This window comes from Sphingopyxis microcysteis, assembly GCF_012274265.1.
Classification (GTDB): Bacteria; Pseudomonadota; Alphaproteobacteria; order Sphingomonadales; family Sphingomonadaceae; genus Sphingopyxis; species Sphingopyxis microcysteis.
Genome location: NZ_JAANYY010000007.1, coordinates 1 through 22,028, shown reverse-complemented (window position 1 = coordinate 22,028; position 22,028 = coordinate 1). Strand labels below are relative to the sequence as shown.

Sequence of the window (22,028 nt, the reverse complement as noted above, 5' to 3'; positions counted from 1 at the left end):
GCCCGAATATGTCATGGCGGCGGCGATGTCCCAAATCTCTCGCTGACATCGTGTCGGCGCCGGGCCTCGACGACGCCCGGGGTCGGCACTCTCGAATGCCGCGTTTCCGCATGGCGCTTTGCAAGGAACGGACCGCTATGCATGCCGGCCCGACGAGGAGGAGAGGAATTGAGCGGAGGAGGTGATCCGAAGATCAGAGGAGAAAATAGAACCCGGTTATCCCCTTGACGCATGTGTCTTGACACCCCTAGCCTTCAGTGAGACAAGCGCCCCGGCCCTCGGGCTAATATGGTGGTAGGTCAGCTGGATTAGAGCGCCAGTTTACCAAACTGGGGGTCGCGGGTTCGAGTCCCGCCCATCCCCAGTTCGGTAGACTCGCCAAGAGCTCAAACCGACGATATGCAGGCTGGATGCCTAACCCCTACCTGACGCTGGTAGATTCTTGGAAAGACCTGCCACCCGGTGTCGGCTGGTCGGAACCCCATCCCGATGATGGCGGATTGGAAATCTACGCGCCTCTAGATATCGCTGGCGTGACTGTCGGCAACTTTGCGCTTCGCGCTACGTGCTTCGAGCACAGTCCCGATAAGGCGGTCATGTTCCAGCTAGAAACCGGCATCCCCGGCGAACGCAGGCGACAACCCTTGACGCGGATAGATTGGAACCCGCTTTCCAACTTTCACAAGAACCCGCCTGAGGGGCCGCAGCGTATTAGGCGGATCATAACCGGTTCCCATCATCATCCGCTCGAAGCGAACTGGCTGGAGAAGGGGGGGCGCATGAGAATGTCCAATCTGCCCGTAGCGGAAGCGCTAAACCCCAACCCTGCAAACTTCGCCGAACTCCTTGACTTGGTCGGTAAATTGTTTAGAATCAACAATATAGGAATTATTCCCGGGCCGGAATGGTCCCTTAAGTTGGTGTTTTAATGGCGAATATTGCTGTCCGAGACTCGTCGTTTGAGGCCGCCATAGAGAACGCGGTCCGCCAGCTGGTGTCCGTTCGCCATTGGGGCAGCGCGGCCTACATCAATCTTCCGATCTACTACCCAAGCGGCACTGCTGTGGCAGTCAAGGTTGAGCCCTCGCGCTCGGGCTTCAGGGTGAGCGATGGAAGCCTTGCGTACCGCGAAATCGAACAAATTGGCGGGGAGCGCGCTTTTGCCAATAATGCCCGCGTCCTTGCCGGAGAAATCGGCGCGATGACGGACAAGCGCTCGATTTATCTTGATTGCGAGCCTGAGGGGCTTGCTGGGGCGATTGCTGACATAGCTGAGGCATCCGCCAGGATTGCACACAAGATCGTCGCACGTGTGGCTGGCAAGGGGGACGCAGAAATTGCCGACCACCTTTATGAGCGCCTGAAAATGGTTTTCGGCACGTTGCGCGTGGAGCGCTGCGTAAAAATCCAAGGCCCATCGACGAAGGAGTGGGAAGTGGACGCCCTCGTCAATCTCGATGGGCAGGCAGCCGTATTTCAGTCAGTTCCGAACCATCACGTCAGAGTCTATTCGACGGCGGCGATGTTTCACGATCTTGCCGTCAAGGAACACCCGCCCGTCACCATATCGGTGGTCCACGACAAGTCAGAGATGGGCGCTTATTTCGGCATCCTGTCGCAGGCTGGTAACGTCATCGAAGAGGGGCAGTCGGACAAGGCATACGAGAAGGCTGCTGCCACATGGCTGACCATCTAAGCCTCTCCGAAGCACTCGCGACTGATCGATTGTCGGACTTTGTCGCGCAAGCTGAGGCCGAAGGCGTAGGCCCCGCCAATCGCTCCGAGCTCGAGGCGATGGTGGGGCGCGTCACAGCGCCCCAACCAGAAGATCAAACATCCCGTTCACCCGTTCGCGGTTCGAAGCGCGGAAAGTGAACTCCGACAGATAGCGCTGCATATGCTTGCCGCTGATCTGAACATGCGTCGAGCGGATCGACGCTTTGAACAGCCGTCAGAAGCCTTCCACGGTGCTGACGTGGAACGTCTCGCCCGACCGATAATCATAGAGGGCATATTCCTTCGCGCCGTGCTTCACGACGCCATGCTTGAACCAGTCGCCGGCCAGTAAGTTGTAGCTGACCAGTTCGTCGGTCGAGACAACCGAACCCGGCTCCACATTGTCCAGCACGACGCCGCGCAGGGTGGCCTTCTTGACGTCGGGGATGACAACCGCCTTCATGTTGCCGTCGCGGCTCGCAAGGCCCATCACAATGGTCTTGCCCGGAGCGCCACGACCGCGCTTACCACCCGAACGGCGGCCGCCGACATAGGCTTCGTCGAGTTCGACGTGACCGGCGAGGAGCGCGTCGAACGACTGCGCCTTCATGGTGAGATCGCGGATTTGCTGCCCGATGCGGTAGGCGGTCTTGTAGGTCACCCCAAGCTGGCGCTGGAGTTCCTTACCGCTCACGCCATGGCGCGTCGTGCAGAAGAGATACATGGCGTAGAACCAGCTAACCAGCGGAGTCCGCGTGTCGTGCAGGATCGTGTTGGCGGTCGGGTTCACGTGGTGGCCGCAGGACGCGCAAACGAACGTGCGGCGCTTCGCCAGCTTGTGGAAGGTCGCGTCAACCGTGCCGCACTTGGGGCAGTCGAAACGAGTGCCGCCGAACCGGACTTGCATGATGTGCGCGAGGCAAGCGTAGTCGTCGGGAAAGCGCTGGAAGAACTCGCGAACGCTGAACTCGGGGCTGGCAGAGGGGCTTTTCTTCGTCATGCCATCTTAATGGTACAATCCGATACATGCGTCAAGGGGATAAACGGGAATAAATTTATTCACATTATCATTTATTAATTAATGAAAATTTCAAAGGCAGACTCGATGTGCTTTTGATGTCCTCAAGAATTATGCTTGATTGCGCATTGGCGACCTCTGGCGCGCCCAGAATTTCGCGGGTCAAGACCTGATTGAATGTTTCCAGATCACGAGTGGCGATCTTTAGTATCATATCGGCTGCCCCGGTGAGTTTTTGGCACTCCAGAACTTCATTCATCCTTAGTAGGCGCTCCCGAAATGCATCTGCCGCATCCGGCGAGTGACTTTTCATTGTCACCAGGACGTAGGCCATCAGGCCCACCGAAACCTTGCCTGGCTCCAACACCGCTCGGATCGATTTGATGTACCCTGCCTTGCGTAGCGCTTGCATGCGACGGGAGCACTGAGAGGAAGAGAGATGCACCGCCTGCGACATCTCCAACGGCCCCATGTCTCCTCGTTCCTGCAGAGCCTCCAGAATCCGCAAATCGAACCTATCAAGCATCTCAACGCCTACGCACTAAAATTGCACCAATACACGATTCCATACACGCAAATCGCAAATGAACCCGAATCTGCAGGAATTTCGCAAACTTTTTTCGGCCGCGATGCGCTATCCTGCCCCGGAATTTTGAATGCCGCAAGGTGCCTCAAGGTAACGTCGCAAGCAAAGAAAACGCCTACGGCGCGCCAAGATGGCAGTTCTCGGCAAGAAAGGGTGATACCGTGGCCGATCTATTTGAAAATCCGCTTGGGCTGGATGGGTTTGATTTCATCGAGTTTTCGGCCCCGCAGAAGGGCGTGCTCGAACCTGTGTTCGAGTCGATGGGCTTCACCCGCATCGCGCGGCACCGTTCGAAGGATGTCGAGTTGTGGCGTCAGCGTGGGATTAATCTCATCGCCAACTGTGAGCCAAAGAGTCCAGCTGCCTACTTCGCGGCCGAACATGGCCCGTCCTGCTGCGGGATGGGCTGGCGCGTGCGCGATGCTGCCAAGGCCTATGCCGCGGCAATTGAACGCGGCGCTGAGCCGGTTGCCGTCCACGCAGGTCCGATGGAATTGAAACTCCCGGCGATCCGCGGGATCGGCGGCTCGATCATCTATCTGGTGGACCGCTACGAAGGCCATGAAGGCGGCAGCGATCTCACGATTTACGATATCGACTTCGTCTATGAGCCCGGCGTAGACCGCCATCCGGTCGGCGCTGGCTTCCACACCATCGATCACCTGACCCACAACGTTTACGGCGGGCGTATGGCCCACTGGGGGGATTTCTACGAGCGTGTCTTCGGCTTCCGCGAGATCCGCTATTTCGACATCAAGGGTGAATATACAGGCCTGACCAGTCGGGCGATGACCGCGCCTGATGGCAAGATCCGCATTCCGCTGAACGAAGAGGGCCAGGCGGGTGGTGGTCAGATCGAGGAGTATCTTCGCCAATACAATGGCGAAGGCATCCAGCATATCGCCTTCAGCAGCGATGATCTGATCACGTCGTGGGATGCACTCAAGGGTTACGGTACGCCGTTCATGACCGCGCCGCCGGCGACCTATTACGAGATGCTCGACGAGCGGCTGCCTGGCCACGGCGAGCCGGTGGCCGAACTGCAGCGCCGCGGGATCCTGCTCGACGGGTCGACCGAAAAGGGCGATCCGCGGCTGCTGCTGCAGATCTTCTCCGAAACGATGATCGGCCCGGTGTTCTTCGAATTCATCCAGAGGAAGAAGGACGAAGGCTTTGGCGAAGGCAACTTCACTGCCCTTTTCGAGAGCATGGAACGAGATCAGCTTCGCCGCGGTGCGCTTCAGGTGGAAGGAGCCGAATGATGACGACCTCGGCACCCAGCCTGAAGCGCATCCACCATGTCGCCTATCGTTGCAAAGATGCGCAAGAAACCGCCGAGTGGTACAGTCGCGTCCTGGGCATGGAATACACCACCGCTTTCGCGGAGGACAAAGTGCCCTCGACCGGCGAAGACGATCCGTACATGCATATCTTCCTCGACGCGGGAGGCGGCAATGTACTGGCGTTCTTCGAGTTGCCCAACCAGCCGGAATTGGACCGCGACCGCAATACACCTGCCTGGGTTCAGCATCTCGCATTCGAGGTGGCTGATCTGGACGCGCTACTGGCAGCCAAGGTCCATGTCGAAGCTCAGGGCATCGAGGTGCTGGGGCCGACATACCACGGGATCTTCAAGTCGATCTACTTCTTCGACCCCAACGGACACAGGCTCGAATTGGCCTGTAATATAGGCACACCAGAGCAATATGCAGAGCTGCGTGAGCTCGCTCCGGTCATGCTGGAAGAATGGAGCTGGACGAAGCGAGCACCGCGTCATGCGGCTTGGCTGCACACGGAGCCCGCTGAATGAACCATATCGATCATACGCATGATCGCGAGGCGAGCAGCTGGATAGATGGAGCTGACGAGCACCCCGACTTCCCGGTACAGAACCTACCGCTCGGAATCTTCTGTCTTGGTGATGGGCGGCGACGTGTCGGAACCGCTATCGGAGACTCGATTCTCGACCTGTCCGGCCTTTCGCGTGACAGGCTCCTTCCTGACAGCGTTCGCCCAGCACTGGAAACGGGCGCGCTAAATGCGCTGTTCGCGCTATCCTCCGCAGAGAGACAGCGACTTCGCCATGGGGTGTTTGCGAGCCTGACGGATCGATCAAACCGTCTGGCTTTGCTGCCGCACCTTTATCCGTCGCAGCATTGTACAATGCATCTGCCGTTCACGGTCGGCGACTATACCGACTTCTACGTCGGCATTCATCATGCCACCAATATCGGCAGGCAGTTCCGGCCCGACAATCCGCTGCTACCAAACTACAAGTACGTACCGATCGGCTATCATGGCAGGGCATCTTCAATTCGCCTCTCGGGGACCCCGGTCATTCGTCCGAAAGGGCAACGCAAGCCGCCTTACTCTGACTTGCCCGGTTATGATCCGACCTGCGGTTTGGACTACGAGCTGGAACTTGGGGTCTGGATCGCAGGAGAAAATGCGCTTGGCGAGCCGGTCCCGATCAGCCAGGCCGGTTCCCGCGTTGGCGGCCTTTGCTTGCTCAACGACTGGTCAGCGCGCGACCTGCAAGCTTGGGAGTATCAACCGCTCGGCCCGTTCCTGGCCAAGAACTTCCTAACCAGCGTTTCGCCCTGGGTGGTCACAACAGAGGCCCTGGCACCGTTTCGGATTGCGCAACCTGCCCGGCCCGAAGATGATCCAGCGCCTCTGCCCTATCTGGTCGATGCAGCTGATCAGGCCGAGGGCGCATTTGCGCTTACGCTCGAGACCTGGATCGCGACACGGAAAATGCGTGAGGCGGGGATACCACCGCACCGGCTGGGGACCGGCCCTGCCACATCGATGTACTGGACGGTTGCGCAGATGGTGACACACCACACCGCCAATGGCTGCAACCTGATGCCCGGCGATCTGCTGGGTACGGGCACGATTTCGACTCCGGATTCGTCGGGCCTTGGTAGCCTCATGGAGCTGTCCCAAGGGGGCAAGTCGCCTGTGACCTTACCGGATGGCGAAGAACGCAGCTTCCTCGAAGATGGCGACGAGCTCATCCTGTCTGCCCGTGCGGTGCGCGACGGCTTCCGCTCGATTGGCTTCGGCTTGTGCAGCGGAGTGGTGGAAGCGGCCCGAACATGATGCGATTGCATGATTACTGGCGCTCGGGTGCGGCCTATCGTGTGCGCATCGCCCTGAATCTCAAAGGCGTAGCGTACGAGGCGCTTAGCCATGACCTGCGCACTGGCGCGCAGCGCGACCCTTCCTTTCTGGCGATAAACCCGCAGGGCCTGGTTCCTGCGCTAGAGATGAACGATGCCTGCCTCACCCAGTCACTGGCTATAATCGAATGGCTCGAGGAGAGACACCCGGGGGTTCCGCTCTTGCCTGCATATGCGAAAAGTCGGGCCATCGTGCGAGGCATGGCGCAGGTCGTCTGCTGCGACATCCATCCGCTGAACAACCTCCGGGTCCTCAATGTCTTGCGCAACGATTTTGGGGCCGATGAGGCGGCGGTCAACGACTGGATCGCGCACTGGATCAGAGACGGCTTCGTGGCGCTCGAGGCTTTAATCGAGGAGCATGGCGGCCAGTTCGCGTTCGGTGACACAGTAGGCTTGGGGGATTGCTGCCTCGTCCCGCAAGTTTACTCCGCCGAACGCTTCGAAGTCTCATTGGAGGCCTTTCCCGCCATTAGAAAGGTAACGCAGAATGCAAGGTCTGTGGCGGCTTTTGCAGCTGCGGCCCCGGAGCGGCAGGCTGGGTCGGGCTGAAGTCCGCCATCAATCCCTAAGAGAGCATGACCACCGAAACGAGGTCATGGCCGACCAAGATTGTGCTGTCTGGCGCAAAGAACCAGGCGAACGTGGAGAAGCATTATGCATCAAAGTCAGTTTGGATCACTAGCCCAACAAGCGCCCGATTCCTTGCTCGGCCTTATCCGCCTGTTCCAGGAGGACCAACGGCCACACAAGATCGACCTTGGTGTGGGGATCTTCCGAGATGATCAAGGTCTTACGCCGGTATTGGGTGCCATCAAGGCGGCCGAACGTATCCTGGTCGAGCAGCAGGAGAGCAAGTCCTACCTTGGCCCGGTTGGTGATTCCGGCTTCGTCGATCTTACGGCACGTCTCGCGCTGGGCGATGATCTAGCGACTTCGCCAAGCCTAGTCGGCTTGCAAACCCCGGGGGGCAATGGCGCACTTCGCCTTGCATTCGAATTGCTCGCCGAGGCCTCGAAGGACTCAGCGGTTTGGGTGGGCAGCCCGACTTGGATGAACCATTTTCCTTTAATAGCCTCGACAGGCCTTCAGAGCCGCCACCATCATTTCTACGATCCGGCGACCTTGCGGATCGATTTCGATGGCATGATGTCTGATCTCGCATCCGCCAAGCCAGGGGATGTCCTCCTACTTCACGGATGCTGCCACAATCCGACCGGTGCGTCTTTCAGTAGTACAGAATGGACGGAATTACTCGCGCTGTGTCAGTGCCAGGGCCTGCTTCCCCTCATCGATTTTGCCTATCATGGACTTGGGGATGGTCTTGAGGCCGATGCAGCACCCGTAAGGATGTTTGTCGAGAACTTGCCTGAAGCCATTGTCGCCTACAGCTGTGACAAAAATTTCGGGATGTACAGGGACCGTGTTGGATCCCTATTTGTGAAGGCGGCGACGCTCGCTCAGGCTGATGCTGTGCGCTCGCAGCTATTCGGCACCGCGCGCGCAATGTGGTCCATGCCGCCGGACCATGGTGCAGCGGCATGCCGCATCATCCTTTCCAGTTCGGAACTTCGCTCCGTTTGGCAGGAGGAGCTAAATACGATGCGGGAAAGAATAAACGGGCTCCGCCAGGCTGTTGCGAATTCACTGCCGCAACTGTCCGCGATCGCCAATCAACGCGGGCTTTTCTCGCTGCTACCGGTCTCAACAGATGCGGTACGACTGCTTCGGGAGGAGAGCGCGATCTACATGGCGCCGGACGGTCGCATCAACATCGCGGGCTTGAGTGAAGCAAATCTTCCTCACTTTGTTGAAGCGATTTCCGGATATCTCGGTTGATTGGGACCGAGATCGTCCACCGCCGATTCACGCTGTGTAAGGCGTTAGAGTGGAAGCCTCGTCGCCAGCTTTACCCCATTCAGGGAAAAGCTGGAATTTATGCAACCTACTCGTCGTCAGCATTTTCGCACATTGTTGAGCGCAATTTTCGGTGGCGCCAGATCCCGTATATTGTCTCCACTGCCGATCTACACGGTCCTATTCAAGCGGTGGCCCGATCGGGCTTTTCGCCATGTGTAGGACCACGAAAGAGTTTACAGCCTCGATAACCGGTGCCTTTTCGGTAAGATTATCAATGAAATCACGCAACTCATTCATGTCTCGCAAGCACAGCGAGGCATAGTAATCCATCTTTCCGCTGATCTCGGCTGCTTCGAGCACACGATTATCTTCTCGCAGCAGCATCTCGAGGTGCCGAAAATCATCGGTCGAATGGCGTGCCAGGCGCATCTCGATCATTACCCGGATGCTTGGCCTGATCAGACCTAGTGCGATCTCGGTTCGGTACCCCGTGATGACTCCGAGTTTCTCCAGTCGCTTGTGCCTTGCCAGGCAGGCGGAAGGCGAAAGCCCAACCAGATCTGCAAGGCGGCTATTTGTGATTCGGGCATCATTTCTGAGGGCTTCGAGGATGCGTCGGTCGACCGCATCAATTGTCACTGATTGCATCATCTCGCCAAATATTCTGCGGTTGCGACGGATCAATCGCGTTACACATGCGGTGAATATTCTGCAACATCCGCCGAATGGTATTGGATCTACAAACTTCAGGCTGGCGTGTAAGACCCGCCAGGCTGGACGACCTCGATGGCCTGCTCATGCTCGCTGAGAGCGCGGACGAAGGCATGACCAACCTGCCTCCAGATCGCAGAGCACTCGGCGAACGGATTGAGCGTTCCATCGACGCGTTCGATCGCGACATCGAACAACCAGAAGATGAACTGTACCTGCTGGTATTGGATGACGGCACAGGCAGTATAGCAGGCACCGCCTGCCTATTCAGCAAGGTCGGCCAGACCTGGCCCTTCTACACCTATCGCCGCACGCAGATCGTCCACCACAGCAGGGAGCTCGGGCAGCGCTATTGCGAGGACATGCTGCATTTGAGCAATGACTTCGGGGGGGGCACCGAAGTGGGCGGCCTGTTCCTGCACTCCGCCTGCAGGGCCAATGGCACCGGCCGTCTACTTGCCCGCAGCCGCTACATGCTGATTGGCCAGTTCCCTAACCGGTTCAGCTGTCGCATCATGGCCGAGCTGCGCGGCTGGGTCGCACCGGCCGGCTCAACTCCTTTCTGGGATAGCGTGGGCCGCAACTTCTTCCACATGACCCTCGCCGAAGCTGACCGATATGGCGGGATTCATGGCAACCAATTCATTGCTGACCTCATGCCGAAGTACCCCGTCTACATCTCGATGCTTCCGCAAGCCGTGCGCCCGCTCATCGGCAAGGTCCATGAATCGAGCGCACCCGCCCTTAAGCTGCTAATGAACGAAGGCTTCAGGCTGACAGAACACGTCGACATATTCGATGCAGGTCCCGTTGTGGAATGCCGCGCGTCGGACTTGAAGGCGATAGCGGATCGGGAATGCGGGGTCGTCGCGGCTTTCGGCAATCAGCCAAAAGGACGGCCAGTCCTAATGTCAAAGGGTAGCGGAAGGGACTTTCGCTGCTGGGTTGATCACACGAGCAACGATCCTGCGGGCCTCACACTCCAGGGGGAGCGATTTGCCGAGGTTGGGGAAGAGCTAGCCCATGTCGAATTCTGAACTTCTATCGTTTGATCCTTGTACCGGCGAGCTTGTCTGGCAAGGTCCGATCGGACGCACAGATGCGACCGTAAGAACGGCGCGAGATGCGTTGCGCGGCTGGGCTCAGACCACTTTCGCCGAGCGCGTGCACGTAGCCGAAGCTTTCCGCGAGGTCGTGCTGCGAAATCGAGCCAAACTAGCGACAGTCATCTCGCGGGAGACAGGAAAACCTTACTGGGAAGCAGAATCGGAGGTCGCAAGCGTCGCAGCCAAGGTCGAGATTTCGGTCGAAGCATATGTCACGCGAACCGGAGATCGAGAGGGGCAAGCCCAAGGTGTCCGGCAAGCGGTGCGCCACAAACCGCATGGAGTCCTGGCCGTACTCGGGCCGTACAACTTTCCTGCCCACTTACCTAACGGCCATATCGTCCCCGCCCTGTTGGCTGGAAACACCGTCGTCTTCAAGCCTTCGGAGTTAACCCCGGCGACGGGTGAATTGCTGGCCGGTTTCTGGTGCGAGGCAGGCCTGCCCGATGGAGTGCTGCAGGTCGTCCAAGGAAATTCGGAAACGGGACGGGACCTCGCCTCTCACCCAGAAATTGACGGACTCCTGTTCACTGGTTCGGCGACCACCGGTGCGGCGCTCGCCAGGCAGTTTGGCGAAACACCGCACAAAATTCTGGCCTTGGAGATGGGCGGCAATAACCCTCTGATCGTCTGGGACGCGGACGATCTTTCTGCAGCGGCCAGCATTGTCATTCAGTCGGCGTTCTTGTCGGCGGGACAACGATGCACCTGCGCACGGAGGCTGATCGTAAGCCAGGCGCAGGCAGATGCTTTGGTCGACCGCCTGGTCGAACTCACTCGGCAAATCAGGATTGGGGCGCCGTTTGATAATCCGGAGCCCTTCATGGGGCCGGTTATTGACAACGCTGCTGCTGACCGCCTGCTGGCGGCTGCACGCGGCCTTTCCGCGCGATCGTCAAAAACCATCGTACCGCTTCAACGGCTGGTTGAGGATAAGCCTTTCCTCACACCTGCGATTGTTGATGTGACCGGAACAAAGACCGTGGACGAGGAGTACTTCGGCCCCCTGTTGCAGGTCCTGCGTGTGACGGATTTCGACACCGCGATGGCGGTAGCCAATGATACCAGGTTCGGCCTCGCTGCGAGCCTCGTCGGCGGTGATGAAGCGCTCTACCAGCGATTCTGGCAGAATAGCAGGGCAGGCGTGGTAAACTGGAACCGCCCGACCAACGGAGCTGCCTCCAGCGCCCCGTTCGGCGGAATCGGCGCCTCGGGGAATTACCGTCCCAGTGCCTTCTATGCAGCGGACTATGTCGCCTGGCCGGTCGCCAGCCTCGAGACTTCGGACCTTGTTCCGATCGAAATGAAGGGGCTCAATCGCCCATGAGGGAGTATTTCGAGATCAACTTCGATGGGCTGATTGGGCCATCCCACAACTACGGCGGCCTCAGCTTCGGCAATCTTGCCAGCCACCAAAACTCAGGGTTGGTTTCCTTTCCTCGTCAGGCCGCCTTGCAAGGCCTAAACAAGATGCGCAGGCTCATGGATCTTGGCTTGCATCAGGGATTTCTGCCTCCTCAGAGGCGTCCCGACACCTGCTTTCTCCGTCGGCTTGGTTTCAAGGGAACTGACGAAGAAATTTGCGTAGCTGCGTGGGCAGAGGATCCAGCCCTTCTCGTCAATGCCATGTCCGCTTCCGCCATGTGGACGGCCAATGCCGCAACCGTTTCGCCAGCACCAGACACCTCCGATGGCCGTTGCCACCTGACCGTGGCGAATCTTGGGACGATGCCACACCGTTCGATGGAGTGGCGAGAGACCTTGGACACGCTGCGCCACATCTTTGTCGATCAACGCTATTTCGCGGTTCATGACCCCGTCCCGGCATGCTTCGGCGATGAAGGAGCAGCCAATCACATGCGGATGGCGCCGCAGCACGGGGACCCAGGGATTGAGATCCTCGTCTTTGGTGAACGCAAGGCCCATGGCTTTCCGGCAAGGCAGGACCGCCGTGCATCTCAGGCAATCGCGCGCCTTCACGGGCTCGATAGCCAGCGGACTTTGCTGGCCCGTCAGAGTGCACTGGCAATCGAGGCTGGGGCCTTCCACAATGACGTAGTGGCTGTAGCAAATGAACATGTGCTCATCGCACATGAACAGGCCTTCGAGGACAAGGAGAGCGTCTACGCGTTCATCCGGGAGCACGTTCCTGGCTGCGTGATCATAGAGGTGCCAGCTGATCAGGTGTCGCTGGAGGACGCTGTCCGTTCCTATCTGTTCAACTCGCAATTGGTCACTTTGCCCGCTGGGGCAATGGCTCTCCTCGTCCCGACGGAAACCCAAGAATGCGAGCCGGTACGACAATGGCTCGATCGCTTTGTGTCCGATGCCGGACCGGTCGAACGGCTGGAAGTAATCGATGTGCGAGAGTCAATGAGGAACGGCGGAGGTCCCGCTTGTTTGCGACTGCGTTTGCAAACGGATGCTGCAGCCATGGCGGCGATTGACCCTCGATACCTGCTAGATGAAGGCAAATGGGAAGGCTTGCATCGCCTGATTGAGGATCGGTGGCCCGAACGTATCGAGGCGGCTGACCTCGGCAGGGTGGAAACCTGGCAAGCAATGTGGTCTGCGGATGCCAGCATACGAAAGCACTTGCAGCTGCCTTGTTGAGGCTCCTTCCAGTCGGCAGAACTCCGCTACCTGCGTGCAACACCGTGATCGCCACCATACGCCATAGGATCCTGGGGGCGAGGATGTTTGGTTACGCGTTCAGCTCTTGAGGTGAAATTCACCTCGGCGGTCCAGAAAGTTCAGGCTCCCCCAATCCCGCTTCAGCAAGCGAACCCAGGCCAGAGCATCTGACGGTACCGCTCGGTCAACCAGCTATACTCGGGAGAGTCTTAACTTTCGCGATTGCCGCCGACCAAGTTACCCCCTATCTTGTCGACACAGAGTCGGCATGATTTGAAGCTGCCACTGTTCAGCAAGGAGTGATGGGCCATGAAAGAGCATGATGCGATACCTCTTCCCGACCGGATGGATTATCCTCATCCGGAGATGATCGAGCGCGCGGAAGCGTTTTACGAGGAAATGCGGAAACGCCACACCGTGCGCGAGTTTTCCGACCGCCCGGTGCCACGTGAAGTCATCGAGTACGCCGTGAAAGCTGCTGGCACCGCTCCCAGCGGGGCAAATCACCAGCCCTGGTATTTCTCCATCATCGGATCGGCAGAACTCAAAAAAGAACTGCGTGAGCGTGCAGAAGCGGAGGAACGCGCTTTCTATAGTGGAAAGGCAGGCGAGGAGTGGCTCGACGCACTCACTCCTTTGGGCACAGACGACCAGAAGCCGTACCTTGAAACGGCACCTTGGATCATTGCCATCTTCGGGCAACGCAAGGGGGGCATTCGCAAGGGCATCGAGCGCCAGAACTACTACGTTCCGGAGTCAGTCGGCATTGCCATGGGCTTCCTGATCTCCGCCTTGCACCATTCCGGTGTAGCGACGCTGACCCATACACCTAAGCCGATGACCTTCTTAAATGATATGTGCGGTCGTCCAGCTTCCGAAAAGCCCTATCTTCTGCTGGTGTGTGGATATCCGGCCGACGGCGCGACGGTTCCCGTCCATGCCAAAGTCAAAAAGCCTTTCGAAGAGATTGCGGATTATCGCTAGTGCCAGCGGGGTTGGGCGAACAAGGATAGCAGCTCGCCCAACCCCTAACCTGTCCCACTAGGTGCTCATTTGGATGGTTGCGCCCTTGGTTCAAGAACCTCCAAGCTCAGCGCCGACGGATACGAAGAACCCCGCAGGATCGTTATTCGAGCCGAACGGGGTGATGCGTTGTCGGTGGCGATATCGTTGCCGGTGCCTGGATTGACGCTGATAAACGGGTAGGCGCTACTGAAGACGGATAAACGCAAGCGATGGCCGACGCGAAGTGTATGCCCCTTCTCGCCCAGATTAACTTCGAGCTTCACGGTTTCGCCTGGCTTCAAGGGCGCAAGACGACCAGAGCCGCCACGATAGCGGGCGCGCAGAACGCCGGCCCATCCGGAATCAAGACGAATGGCAGTACCATTGGGTGCTACATCTTCAAGCAAGGCGACTATGTCAAAGTCCGGCACGTCAGCCTGAACATAGATCGAGAGCCTGGCATTCCCCAGAAGAGTGAGGGGAGTCGTGAGAGGCGGTGTAGCATAAGTAAGGACGTCTGCGCGCGCCAGTTGGTGAGAGATGTCAACCGGCCCGAGTAAACCCCCGGCCTGGACCCTTTGGCCATTCGCCGGAAGGTCACTGCGAACCGGGTTTGCGGGATCGTGCGTGTACTCGTCGAGCGCGTTTTGGCCTGGACCGGCCTCAAGGAGCCCCTTACTGGAGATTGAATTGGCTCGCCCCGATCCGCCAAGAAACAATTTTCTGGACTTCACAAGGGGACTGGGAAGGCGCTCCGCCTCGATCCAACGGTTCTGGCCCGCAACGAACATCTGAACGGACGGCCATGCGGGACGGCGTGCGGTTCCCTTTAGGCACCAGTCGAAGAATTCCCGGGCCATCCGCTGGCCTGGCTTGTGGCCCCTGGATTCGACTGCAAGTGCGCCGATCCTGTCGATTGGCTGCCCGGTGTCACGGGAATAGCCGCCTTCTGACGCTCCGGAATGGTCCCAAGGGCCGACGATGATCCACTGGTCTTCTGCAGATGCCGCAAGTCCGCGCATCGCTCGATAATTAGCAATGCTACCTGGCAATGTTGTGTCGTACCAGCCAGTGAAAGTTAGCGCCGGTACATTGATGCGGCGATAATCCTCGAGACTGAGATGAACTTCGGCCCACATGTTGTCCGAAGTCTGGTGTTCGAGAAACTGGCGGTAGACTGGGATTTCAACGCCATGGGCCGCAAGGTCCGCCGTTAGGAGGGGGCGATGCGAGAGTAGTTTGTCATAATCCACTGGAGCAGCTTTGCCCGCAAGGACAGGAGTTACGTGCGGCGTCCAGCCCAAGGCCCAGCCTTGCATGAAGGCACCGCCAAGGAAAGGGGGGCCGTCAAATCCGCTCTGGAAGTTTGCATTGGGGCTAATACAGGCAAGCCCCCGCGGCCTACCAATTGCCGTCTGGAGTGGGTAGGTGCCGCTGTAGGAGCTGCCGCGCATACCGACTTTTCCGCTCGACCAGCGCTGGGCCACAGCCCATTCGACAATCTGAGGCCCGTCGCGTCGGGCGTCTGCCATAAAGGTGTGCGTTCCTTCGCTGGCCCCGGTGCCGCGAGCATCAACCACGATAAACGCGTAACCATGCCCTGTCCAAAAACCGTGTTCGACCGATGAACTGAAGGTGCTGCGCCGTCCGTAAGGCGTTACTTCAAGAATGACGGGATGCGGCCCTGCGCTGTCAGGCAAGTAGAGGTCGGCTGCAAGAGTAGTCCCATCATTGAGAGGTATCGAGACACTCTGCGCACCTTCGCCAATCTGACTTTCGCGGGCTGGAGCATCAGGATGGCGCGGCAATTCGGCAGAAGCCGGTCCAACGAAAGCGATTGCGGCAGCTACCGAACTAACTATGAAGCGCATCATCCAAGCTCCTTTTCGTGAATGCTGCTTAATGCGAGCCGAGAACCGTGTTCGGTCTTGCGGAAACATCAAAACAAATATGGCATGTTGCTGACTTCATTCGGAAGTTGGCCTTCGATGCAGACCTTCGTCGCTGTTTGGCGCAACGATTTTCCTGAAGTGTGTCAGGGACAGCGAAAACAGCAGGGCAGCCAAGGGCCCCAGAACTATTCCGACCAGCCCGAGCGAATAGCCCAGCTGCCCACCTTGGGTGAACAATCGCTCATTCAACGCGGCCGTTATAATTGGTCCGAGTGAGTAACCGACAAGGTTCGTCGTAATGAAATATATGGCCGCCATCCGGCCTCGCAACTCACCTGGTGTCGCTTGCTGGATCGCGAGCAGTGATATCGTTGGAAGCATCGAAACGAAGAGCACGGCGAGGCTCAAGGGCAGCAGAACAGTATCGCTGGACCAAGGGGCCGCCATGCTGGCAAGCGACAAGGCGATCAGGATTGCGCCAAGCCGCAGGACGCGAGCTACCGCATCCGAAACGCCCTTCTGCTGCATCCGGCGCACGATGAAGCCCCCGGCGAGGATGCCCAGCGGACCGAGGAGCAAAAACTGGATGCCTGTAAGGAGGCCCACATTGGCAGGCTGCCAGCCATATCCCCTGATCAGGTAGGAGGGCAGCCAGTTCATGAAGGCAAATGACATGATGGCCACGAGGCACACTGCCGAAAAGTGCGACAGGATCCATTTGCGGGCAGAATAAAGAAAACTCGCCAACCCTGCCTTGCCATCAAGGGCATAGGTTTCGATGCGGCGCGCCGGCTCACGCGCAGATAGAGCCAGCAAAGCGCCAAGAATGCCGGGCAGGCCACAAGCAACAAAGGCAAATCGCCAGCCCTCGATGGTTGGCAGGCCGGCGATCTGAATCGGTCCTATGATTTCGGAGAGGGATAGCAGCAGCCCCCCGCCAACCAGAGCCAGGCCAGTTCCGAACATGGCGGCAGTTCCGTAAACGCTGGTTGCCACTGCCCGTCTCTCGGGACGAAAATAGTCGGCGATCAGTGAAATTGAAGCCGGGCTCGCCACAGCCTCGCCCATCCCCACTACAGCCCGCGCGACAATCAAGGCTTCATAACTGTCTGCAAGACCGCAGGCGATCGTTCCTGCGGTCCAAAGAGCAATGCCAGCAGCGAGCAGTCGGAGACGATGAGTTTGATCCACCATCCAGCCCAAAGGGAAGCCGAACAGCGTATAGAACACCATGAAAGCTGGCCCTTGCAGGACTCCAATCTGGATATCGGTGAGAGCGAGTTCGGCTCTTATCGGATCTACAAGCAGGTTCAGAATCTGCCTGTCGAGGATCGCAACTACGGAGAGGAACATGAGCACGGCTACGCCGAACCACGCCGATTTCTCCGACCCGTAAGAACCTGATGATGACGGTTGCAATATCCCTCCTAGGTCTTTACGTTCTGGTCAGGTTTCGTGGTAGCCCTGGTCCGGCAATGGACAGCCTCGAAGCTAGCCCGCGCTCGTCGATTTCATCAAAACGATGCCGGTGAGTATCAAGATTGCGGCAACGACCCGGATGGCAGTCGCACTCTCACCAAGAAAGAACATACCTGCGACAAAAGCCCCGATTGCGCCGATCCCGGTCCAGACAGTGTAGGCTGTGCCCAAGGGCAGGGACCTCATCGCGAGGGCGAGCAAGACGAAACTCCCCATCGACGCAACGAGTGTCACAGCACTGGCACCTGGGCGACTGAAACCATCCGACAATTTCATGGCAGTCGCCCAGACGATTTCCAGGAGACCAGCTAACAGCAGGTAGACCCAAGCCACATTGCACTCCATCCAGTAAGCGGACGATCACTCAAAGACGCAGCCGGGATTCAGAATTCCCTTAGGGTCCAAAGCGTTCTTAAGTGAGCGCATCATGGCAACTTCTTCAGCCGAACGTGTGCGAAGGAGCCAGGCCCGCTTCTCGTAGCCAATCCCGTGTTCCGCAGAAATCGTACCTCCAAACGATTCGAGGGCTCCATAGACGTCTTCATCGCAGTCTTCCCTGCGAGCATCTTTGCGACCGGGCTTGATAAAGAAATGAAGATTGCCGTCAGCAATGTGACCCATCGTATAACAGATGCTGTCAGGCCACCGGCACTTCAGATTGCTCTCTACGAGCTTCACGTAGTCCGGCATGTCGCCGATAGGAACACCTACATCATAGCCAAAGGACGGCTTGTCGCTCAGGAATGGCTCAAGATTCTCGCGGAGGTCCCAAAGGCTTCGCCGTTCCTGCTCTGACTTGGCTATGACTGCGTCGGCGATGATATCATCGCCGAGCGCGGCTTCGAGCGTTTCGGTCAAGACCGCTTCATTTAGTTGTGAGTCCGCCCCTTCGGTTTCGATGATCACGTAGAAGGCATGCCTTTCTTCGAAGGGGCTGCGGCGCCCGTTGAAACGCAATTGTTCTTCCAGATAAGATTTCCACATCACCTCGTAGGCCGAGAGCATTGTGCCAAACTTCAGTTTCGCCAATTGCAGGAGCTCAGCTACTTCATCGAAGCCACGCAGCGCGACCATTGCGGTCCGTCGGTCTGACTGCTGAGGAAACAGCCGCAACACAGTACGCGTTACAATTCCCAAGGTACCTTCCGTGCCAATGAACAGCTGCTTGAGGTCGAAACCGGCATTGTTCTTGAGCAGCTTGTTCATCGACGAGACAACGGTGCCGTCAGAGAGGACCGCTTCAAGCCCCAGAACCAAGCTCCGCATTGATCCATAGCGCAGGACGTTGATCCCGCCGGCGTTGGTCGAAATGTTGCCGCCAATAGTGCAAGATCCGCGAGCGCCTAAATCAAGTGGAAACAGCAGTTGGTAGCCTGCCACCGCCTCCTGAACGGTCTGCAGGCAAGCACCGGCCTGGACAATGCAACTGGCGTTTACCGGATCAACGCTCTCGATCTGGTTCATGCGTTCTAGCGAGATGGCAATCCGGTTCGCCGTCGGCTCGGCGCCTGCAACCGGTCCGGTACCACCGCCAACCACGACAACTTCTTGCGAAGCCTCATGGCACAGACGCAGGACGGTACTGACTTCAGATGTCGTCTTTGGCCGCACCATTGCCAATGCAGACATTGGCTCCGAATTCCAAAGACTGGTAGCTCTGGCTCCCAGCGCGTCACTTGATAGGAGGCCGCAAGGCCCGAGTGCCGAAGACAAGGCCTGTAGCAGTTTGTTGGTGTTACCCCCCTCCATGCGTTCAACCTCGTTCCCAAATAGATGTTGCCGACTCATTGTCGACAGGAGTAGAGCAGCTTGAAGCCGAAGCAAAGGGGCATATTCAATGCGCGCACCCGCACAACGGCTGAGAACATCTGGGAGAGGTAAATGGGCGGTTCGGGCCAAGTGGACACCAGCCATGCGAACGATGGTTCGGCGCAGCCTGACGGGCAGCAAGCGAGTGCGCCGCCAACCAAGCTCTTTATCGGTTATGGCGCCGTCGCAGCACCTTACGAAATGCTGCGGGCACCTGCGCTTGCCATCCTCCCCGGGCTCTATGCCAAGGAATTCGGTTTCGCCTTGGCGTCAATTTCCATCGCCATGCTGCTTTTGCGTCTTACCGATGGTGCCACCGACCTCGCTGTTGGCATACTTTCGGACAAGACAAGAGGCCGCTGGGGGCGGCGTAAGCCATGGCTGTTTGCCAGCATCTTCCTCGCCATTCCGGCGGCCTACGGTCTTTATGTTCCGGGCAAAGAGCCAACGATCTGGTCCTTCACGATTTGCTATTTCTTCTTTTTCCTCGCTTGGACGATGTTCGAGATCCCATACACGGCCTGGTCTGCCGAACTAGCTGACAAGTACGAAGAGCGATCGCGACTGGCAGTCTGGCGAGGTCTTGGGCAAAACGTCGGCCTCATTTTGCTGAGCCTCGTGCCCCTGCTCCCATTTCTGCCTTCAACAGAAATGAATTTTGCCGCGCTTCATGCGATGTTCTGGTTGATCGCGATCGCTTATCCACTTGGGATTCTTTACGCCATTTTCTGGTTACCGAACGGCCGGGCCGTGCCTCAAGCCGAACAGTCCAGCTTTCGCGAGACGATCGCAGCCATTCGGGTGAACCGCCCCTTTCAGTTATTTCTGGCAGTCGCATTCCTTTCCGACTTTGCGGTGGGCTGCATGACGGCACTCTTTTTCTTGTTCTTCGACACTTATCTGGGCGTTGGCGCATCCTTTACGGCCATCTTTCTTACAGCGATCGTGGTTTCTACGCTATCACTCAAACTGTGGCAGCATCTGCTGAAACGGACATCGAAGACGGGGGTGCTGCTCGTGGGTCTGGCAGGTGGTGCTATCGCTGGTGCGACCATCGCAGTGCTTGAGCCTGGACCTAACGCGCTGGCGTTCTTCATCGGCTTCATGGCGTTGTTCTACACCCTCGGAGTCGCCCGTGATGTCGCTCTCTACGCCATATTCGGTGACATAGTTGACTATGATTCCTGGAAGTCGAATGGAAACAGGGCTGGACTCTACTCTTCTGCCTGGATGGTCCTTCGCAAGATTGCCTATGCAACAGCACCTGCTTTCGCGTTTCTTGTCGCCGGACTGTTTGGCTTTGATCCATCAGCCGATGCCCAATCAGGCATGGCGATCTTCGGCCTCAAGGCAGCGAACGGCTACCTCCCTGCTCTGTTCCTGATCGCAGCCGCGTTCCTCGCTGCGATGTTCCCGATTACAAAGGCTCGACACCAACTAATCCGCCGCCGGCTGGAGCAGAGGTCCCTTCGAAGCAGCGGATGATCGATGTGACATTTGCCTCCCCGTGGCGCGCAGAGTTTCGCGCCACCCAACGACTTGCTTGGCCGCTTATCCTGACAAATCTGTCCTTGACGCTGATTGGTGCGACCGATGTCGTAATGATTGGCTGGCTGGGGGCCAAAGAACTTGCCGCCGCGTCGCTTGGCTCCAGTATGATGATGGCGACAGTCATTTTCTGCATGGGCCTCATCACCGCAACAGCACCAATGATGGCGAGCGAGCGCGGACGGAAGGCTCATAGCGTAAGAGATCTTCGTCGAACCTTTGGCCAAGGCCTTTGGGTGTCCGTTGCAATCTCAAGCTTCGTATGGATCGTGCTTTGGCAAACCTCCCCCATTCTTCGAATGCTCGGCCAGAACGACGATCTCGCAACTCTTGCAGGCACCTATGTCCGAGCCTGTATGTGGTCGATACTGCCCTACCTATGGGTGCTTTTGATCCGGAACTTTCTCTCCGTAATGGAGCGGGCCGGCTGGTCTCTCCTGGTCGGAATGGCAGGCGTAGTCGTCAACGCAGGCTGCAACTATGTTTTGATGTTCGGTGGTTTTGGTATGCCGGCCCTAGGGCTTATCGGGGCTGGAATTGGTAGTGTGTTGGCCAATCTGTTCATGCTGTTGGCCATGATGGCCCTCCTCAGGACCCACCGACAGTTTAGGCGTTATTCGCTGTTTGGCCGATGGTGGCGAAGCGATTGGGAGCGGTTTCGCGCGCTTTGGAAGTTTGGCGTTCCAATTGGGGTGGCGATGGCATTGGAAGACGCGATATTCATCGGCGCCGTGGTGATGATGGGATGGGTCGGCCCAAATGCCTTGGCTGCGCATGCAATCGCGCTTCAGATTGGTACCATCGCCTTTATGGTTCCACTTGGCCTGGCACAGGCTGCGACGGTCCGCATAGGAATTGGGTTCGGGAGGCGGGATCACGATTTGATTGGAAGAGCCGGCTGGACTGCGTTCTGCATCACTATTGTGTTTATGGTTTGCATGGCGCTGCTGATAGTAACTCAGGGAGACCGGCTCGTGTCGTTGTTCATCAGCGCAGAGGCTCCAGTTGATTCGGAAGTTGCTGAACTCGCACTATCCTTTCTCACGGTCGCCGCGATGATCCAGATCGTCGATGGTGTCCAAGTCGTCTGCACAGGGATGCTGCGTGGCTTGCATGATACGCGATGGCCAATGATCTTCGCCGTGACCGGCTACTCAGTGATCGGAATGGGAATCGGAGCCTGGCTAGCATTCGCCTGCGGCTGGGAGGGTTTGGGTATCTGGGTCGGTCTGGGTACTGGAATCTGCGTTGTAGCCCTCTTGGTTTTTGGGCGCTGGCTACTGCGGTACAGACTTGGGCTGCTTCCTGAGAAGCCAATTGGCAATTGACGGGTGGACAATTTCCCTCGAGTCCTAGGGTCAGGACCCATTGATTTGCGGTGATGGCTGTGATTCAGGCGACTGCGAAGGAGCTTGAATTTGAGCGATTTATTCTGGCTGACGGACGAGCAGATGGCGCGTCTTCAGCCCTATTTTCCGA

General features: G+C 57.9%; 19 protein-coding genes, 1 tRNA gene and 1 pseudogene. 14 read left to right on the top strand and 7 right to left on the bottom strand.

Going from position 1 to position 22,028, the window contains the following annotated elements:
• Positions 1 to 290 precede the first annotated feature (290 nt).
• The 3 genes from G9408_RS16345 to G9408_RS16335 all read left to right on the top strand — a co-directional run bounded on the left by G9408_RS16345 (position 291) and on the right by G9408_RS16335 (position 1,696).
• Positions 291 to 364, top strand: a tRNA-Gly gene (locus G9408_RS16345).
• A gap of 46 nt (positions 365 to 410) precedes the next feature.
• Positions 411 to 929: a hypothetical protein gene (locus tag G9408_RS16340; protein ID WP_168455001.1), complete on the top strand. Its 519-nt coding sequence runs from the start codon at positions 411 to 413 to the stop codon at positions 927 to 929.
• Complete coding sequence (locus G9408_RS16335; protein WP_168455000.1) at positions 929 to 1,696, top strand: hypothetical protein; 768 nt, start codon at positions 929 to 931, stop codon at positions 1,694 to 1,696. Before G9408_RS16340 ends, G9408_RS16335 begins: the two co-directional genes overlap by 1 nt.
• Before the next feature lie 111 nt (positions 1,697 to 1,807).
• On the opposite strand, the pseudogene G9408_RS16330 reads toward G9408_RS16335, so the two are convergent.
• Both G9408_RS16330 and G9408_RS16325 read right to left on the bottom strand, forming a co-directional pair.
• Positions 1,808 to 2,716: pseudogene (locus G9408_RS16330) on the bottom strand (IS1595 family transposase).
• A 67-nt stretch (positions 2,717 to 2,783) separates the two neighbouring features.
• Entirely contained in the window at positions 2,784 to 3,260 is a 477-nt protein-coding gene (locus G9408_RS16325; protein WP_168454999.1) for an Lrp/AsnC family transcriptional regulator, read from the bottom strand.
• A gap of 221 nt (positions 3,261 to 3,481) precedes the next feature.
• Between G9408_RS16325 and hppD the strand changes: the two genes are divergently transcribed.
• The 5 genes from hppD (at position 3,482) to G9408_RS16300 (ending at position 8,344) form a co-directional block, all read left to right on the top strand.
• Complete coding sequence (hppD, locus tag G9408_RS16320) at positions 3,482 to 4,582, top strand: 4-hydroxyphenylpyruvate dioxygenase (RefSeq protein ID WP_168454998.1); 1,101 nt, start codon at positions 3,482 to 3,484, stop codon at positions 4,580 to 4,582.
• Positions 4,579 to 5,130 carry a VOC family protein gene (locus tag G9408_RS16315; protein WP_235957919.1) on the top strand — a complete coding sequence of 184 codons (552 nt, stop codon included), beginning with the start codon at positions 4,579 to 4,581 and terminating at the stop codon, positions 5,128 to 5,130. Before hppD ends, G9408_RS16315 begins: the two co-directional genes overlap by 4 nt.
• Positions 5,127 to 6,425, top strand: coding sequence for a fumarylacetoacetase (gene fahA / locus G9408_RS16310; RefSeq protein WP_168454996.1), 1,299 nt, complete (start codon positions 5,127 to 5,129; stop codon positions 6,423 to 6,425). Before G9408_RS16315 ends, fahA begins: the two co-directional genes overlap by 4 nt.
• Positions 6,425 to 7,057: a maleylacetoacetate isomerase gene (gene maiA / locus G9408_RS16305; RefSeq protein WP_168455002.1), complete on the top strand. Its 633-nt coding sequence runs from the start codon at positions 6,425 to 6,427 to the stop codon at positions 7,055 to 7,057. Before fahA ends, maiA begins: the two co-directional genes overlap by 1 nt.
• Before the next feature lie 105 nt (positions 7,058 to 7,162).
• Entirely contained in the window at positions 7,163 to 8,344 is a 1,182-nt protein-coding gene (locus G9408_RS16300; RefSeq protein WP_168454995.1) for an amino acid aminotransferase, read from the top strand.
• A gap of 198 nt (positions 8,345 to 8,542) precedes the next feature.
• On the opposite strand, the gene G9408_RS16295 is transcribed toward G9408_RS16300, so the two are convergent.
• Positions 8,543 to 9,016, bottom strand: coding sequence for an Lrp/AsnC family transcriptional regulator (locus G9408_RS16295; RefSeq protein WP_168454994.1), 474 nt, complete (start codon positions 9,014 to 9,016; stop codon positions 8,543 to 8,545).
• Positions 9,017 to 9,090: 74 nt separating this feature from the next.
• On the opposite strand from G9408_RS16295, the gene G9408_RS16290 reads away from it, so the two are divergent.
• The 4 genes from G9408_RS16290 (at position 9,091) to G9408_RS16275 (ending at position 13,800) form a co-directional block, all read left to right on the top strand.
• Entirely contained in the window at positions 9,091 to 10,113 is a 1,023-nt protein-coding gene (locus G9408_RS16290; protein ID WP_168454993.1) for an arginine N-succinyltransferase, read from the top strand.
• Positions 10,100 to 11,509 (top strand): succinylglutamate-semialdehyde dehydrogenase, encoded by a 1,410-nt coding sequence (gene astD / locus G9408_RS16285; RefSeq protein ID WP_168454992.1) that lies wholly within the window; start codon positions 10,100 to 10,102, stop codon positions 11,507 to 11,509. The genes G9408_RS16290 and astD overlap by 14 nt, the downstream gene beginning before the upstream one ends.
• Positions 11,506 to 12,795 (top strand): N-succinylarginine dihydrolase, encoded by a 1,290-nt coding sequence (locus G9408_RS16280; protein ID WP_168454991.1) that lies wholly within the window; start codon positions 11,506 to 11,508, stop codon positions 12,793 to 12,795. Before astD ends, G9408_RS16280 begins: the two co-directional genes overlap by 4 nt.
• Before the next feature lie 330 nt (positions 12,796 to 13,125).
• The gene (locus G9408_RS16275) at positions 13,126 to 13,800 is read left to right on the top strand and encodes a nitroreductase family protein (protein ID WP_118074372.1); all 675 of its coding nucleotides are present in this window, start codon (positions 13,126 to 13,128) and stop codon (positions 13,798 to 13,800) included.
• Between the two features lie 65 nt (positions 13,801 to 13,865).
• On the opposite strand, the gene G9408_RS16270 is transcribed toward G9408_RS16275, so the two are convergent.
• From G9408_RS16270 to G9408_RS16255, 4 genes are all read right to left on the bottom strand, one after another.
• Positions 13,866 to 15,695, bottom strand: a complete 1,830-nt coding sequence (locus G9408_RS16270; RefSeq protein ID WP_168454990.1) for a CocE/NonD family hydrolase — start codon at positions 15,693 to 15,695, stop codon at positions 13,866 to 13,868.
• 93 nt (positions 15,696 to 15,788) lie between these two features.
• On the bottom strand, positions 15,789 to 17,132 hold the full coding sequence (locus G9408_RS16265; RefSeq protein WP_168454989.1) for an MFS transporter: 1,344 nt from the start codon (positions 17,130 to 17,132) through the stop codon (positions 15,789 to 15,791).
• Between the two features lie 72 nt (positions 17,133 to 17,204).
• Positions 17,205 to 17,525 (bottom strand): DMT family transporter, encoded by a 321-nt coding sequence (locus G9408_RS16260; protein WP_168454988.1) that lies wholly within the window; start codon positions 17,523 to 17,525, stop codon positions 17,205 to 17,207.
• Between the two features lie 27 nt (positions 17,526 to 17,552).
• The gene (locus tag G9408_RS16255; protein WP_210423435.1) at positions 17,553 to 18,821 is read right to left on the bottom strand and encodes an FAD-binding oxidoreductase; all 1,269 of its coding nucleotides are present in this window, start codon (positions 18,819 to 18,821) and stop codon (positions 17,553 to 17,555) included.
• 270 nt (positions 18,822 to 19,091) lie between these two features.
• Between G9408_RS16255 and G9408_RS16250 the strand changes: the two genes are divergently transcribed.
• On the top strand, positions 19,092 to 20,486 hold the full coding sequence (locus G9408_RS16250; protein ID WP_168454986.1) for an MFS transporter: 1,395 nt from the start codon (positions 19,092 to 19,094) through the stop codon (positions 20,484 to 20,486).
• Positions 20,483 to 21,877, top strand: coding sequence for an MATE family efflux transporter (locus tag G9408_RS16245; RefSeq protein ID WP_168454985.1), 1,395 nt, complete (start codon positions 20,483 to 20,485; stop codon positions 21,875 to 21,877). The genes G9408_RS16250 and G9408_RS16245 overlap by 4 nt, the downstream gene beginning before the upstream one ends.
• Positions 21,878 to 22,028 lie beyond the last annotated feature (151 nt).

Excerpts from the sequence above, each read along its gene's own strand:
- G9408_RS16340 (WP_168455001.1), top strand. The coding sequence starts at position 411 with ATGCCTAACCCCTACCTGACGCTGGTAGATTCTTGGAAAGACCTGCCA.
- G9408_RS16335 (WP_168455000.1), top strand. The coding sequence starts at position 929 with ATGGCGAATATTGCTGTCCGAGACTCGTCGTTTGAGGCCGCCATAGAG.
- G9408_RS16325 (WP_168454999.1), bottom strand. The coding sequence starts at position 3,260 with ATGCTTGATAGGTTCGATTTGCGGATTCTGGAGGCTCTGCAGGAACGA.
- G9408_RS16315 (WP_235957919.1), top strand. The coding sequence starts at position 4,579 with ATGATGACGACCTCGGCACCCAGCCTGAAGCGCATCCACCATGTCGCC.
- fahA (WP_168454996.1), top strand. The coding sequence starts at position 5,127 with ATGAACCATATCGATCATACGCATGATCGCGAGGCGAGCAGCTGGATA.
- maiA (WP_168455002.1), top strand. The coding sequence starts at position 6,425 with ATGCGATTGCATGATTACTGGCGCTCGGGTGCGGCCTATCGTGTGCGC.
- G9408_RS16300 (WP_168454995.1), top strand. The coding sequence starts at position 7,163 with ATGCATCAAAGTCAGTTTGGATCACTAGCCCAACAAGCGCCCGATTCC.
- G9408_RS16295 (WP_168454994.1), bottom strand. The coding sequence starts at position 9,016 with ATGATGCAATCAGTGACAATTGATGCGGTCGACCGACGCATCCTCGAA.
- G9408_RS16290 (WP_168454993.1), top strand. The coding sequence starts at position 9,091 with ATGGTATTGGATCTACAAACTTCAGGCTGGCGTGTAAGACCCGCCAGG.
- astD (WP_168454992.1), top strand. The coding sequence starts at position 10,100 with ATGTCGAATTCTGAACTTCTATCGTTTGATCCTTGTACCGGCGAGCTT.
- G9408_RS16280 (WP_168454991.1), top strand. The coding sequence starts at position 11,506 with ATGAGGGAGTATTTCGAGATCAACTTCGATGGGCTGATTGGGCCATCC.
- G9408_RS16275 (WP_118074372.1), top strand. The coding sequence starts at position 13,126 with ATGAAAGAGCATGATGCGATACCTCTTCCCGACCGGATGGATTATCCT.
- G9408_RS16270 (WP_168454990.1), bottom strand. The coding sequence starts at position 15,695 with ATGATGCGCTTCATAGTTAGTTCGGTAGCTGCCGCAATCGCTTTCGTT.
- G9408_RS16255 (WP_210423435.1), bottom strand. The coding sequence starts at position 18,821 with ATGTCTGCATTGGCAATGGTGCGGCCAAAGACGACATCTGAAGTCAGT.
- G9408_RS16245 (WP_168454985.1), top strand. The coding sequence starts at position 20,483 with ATGATCGATGTGACATTTGCCTCCCCGTGGCGCGCAGAGTTTCGCGCC.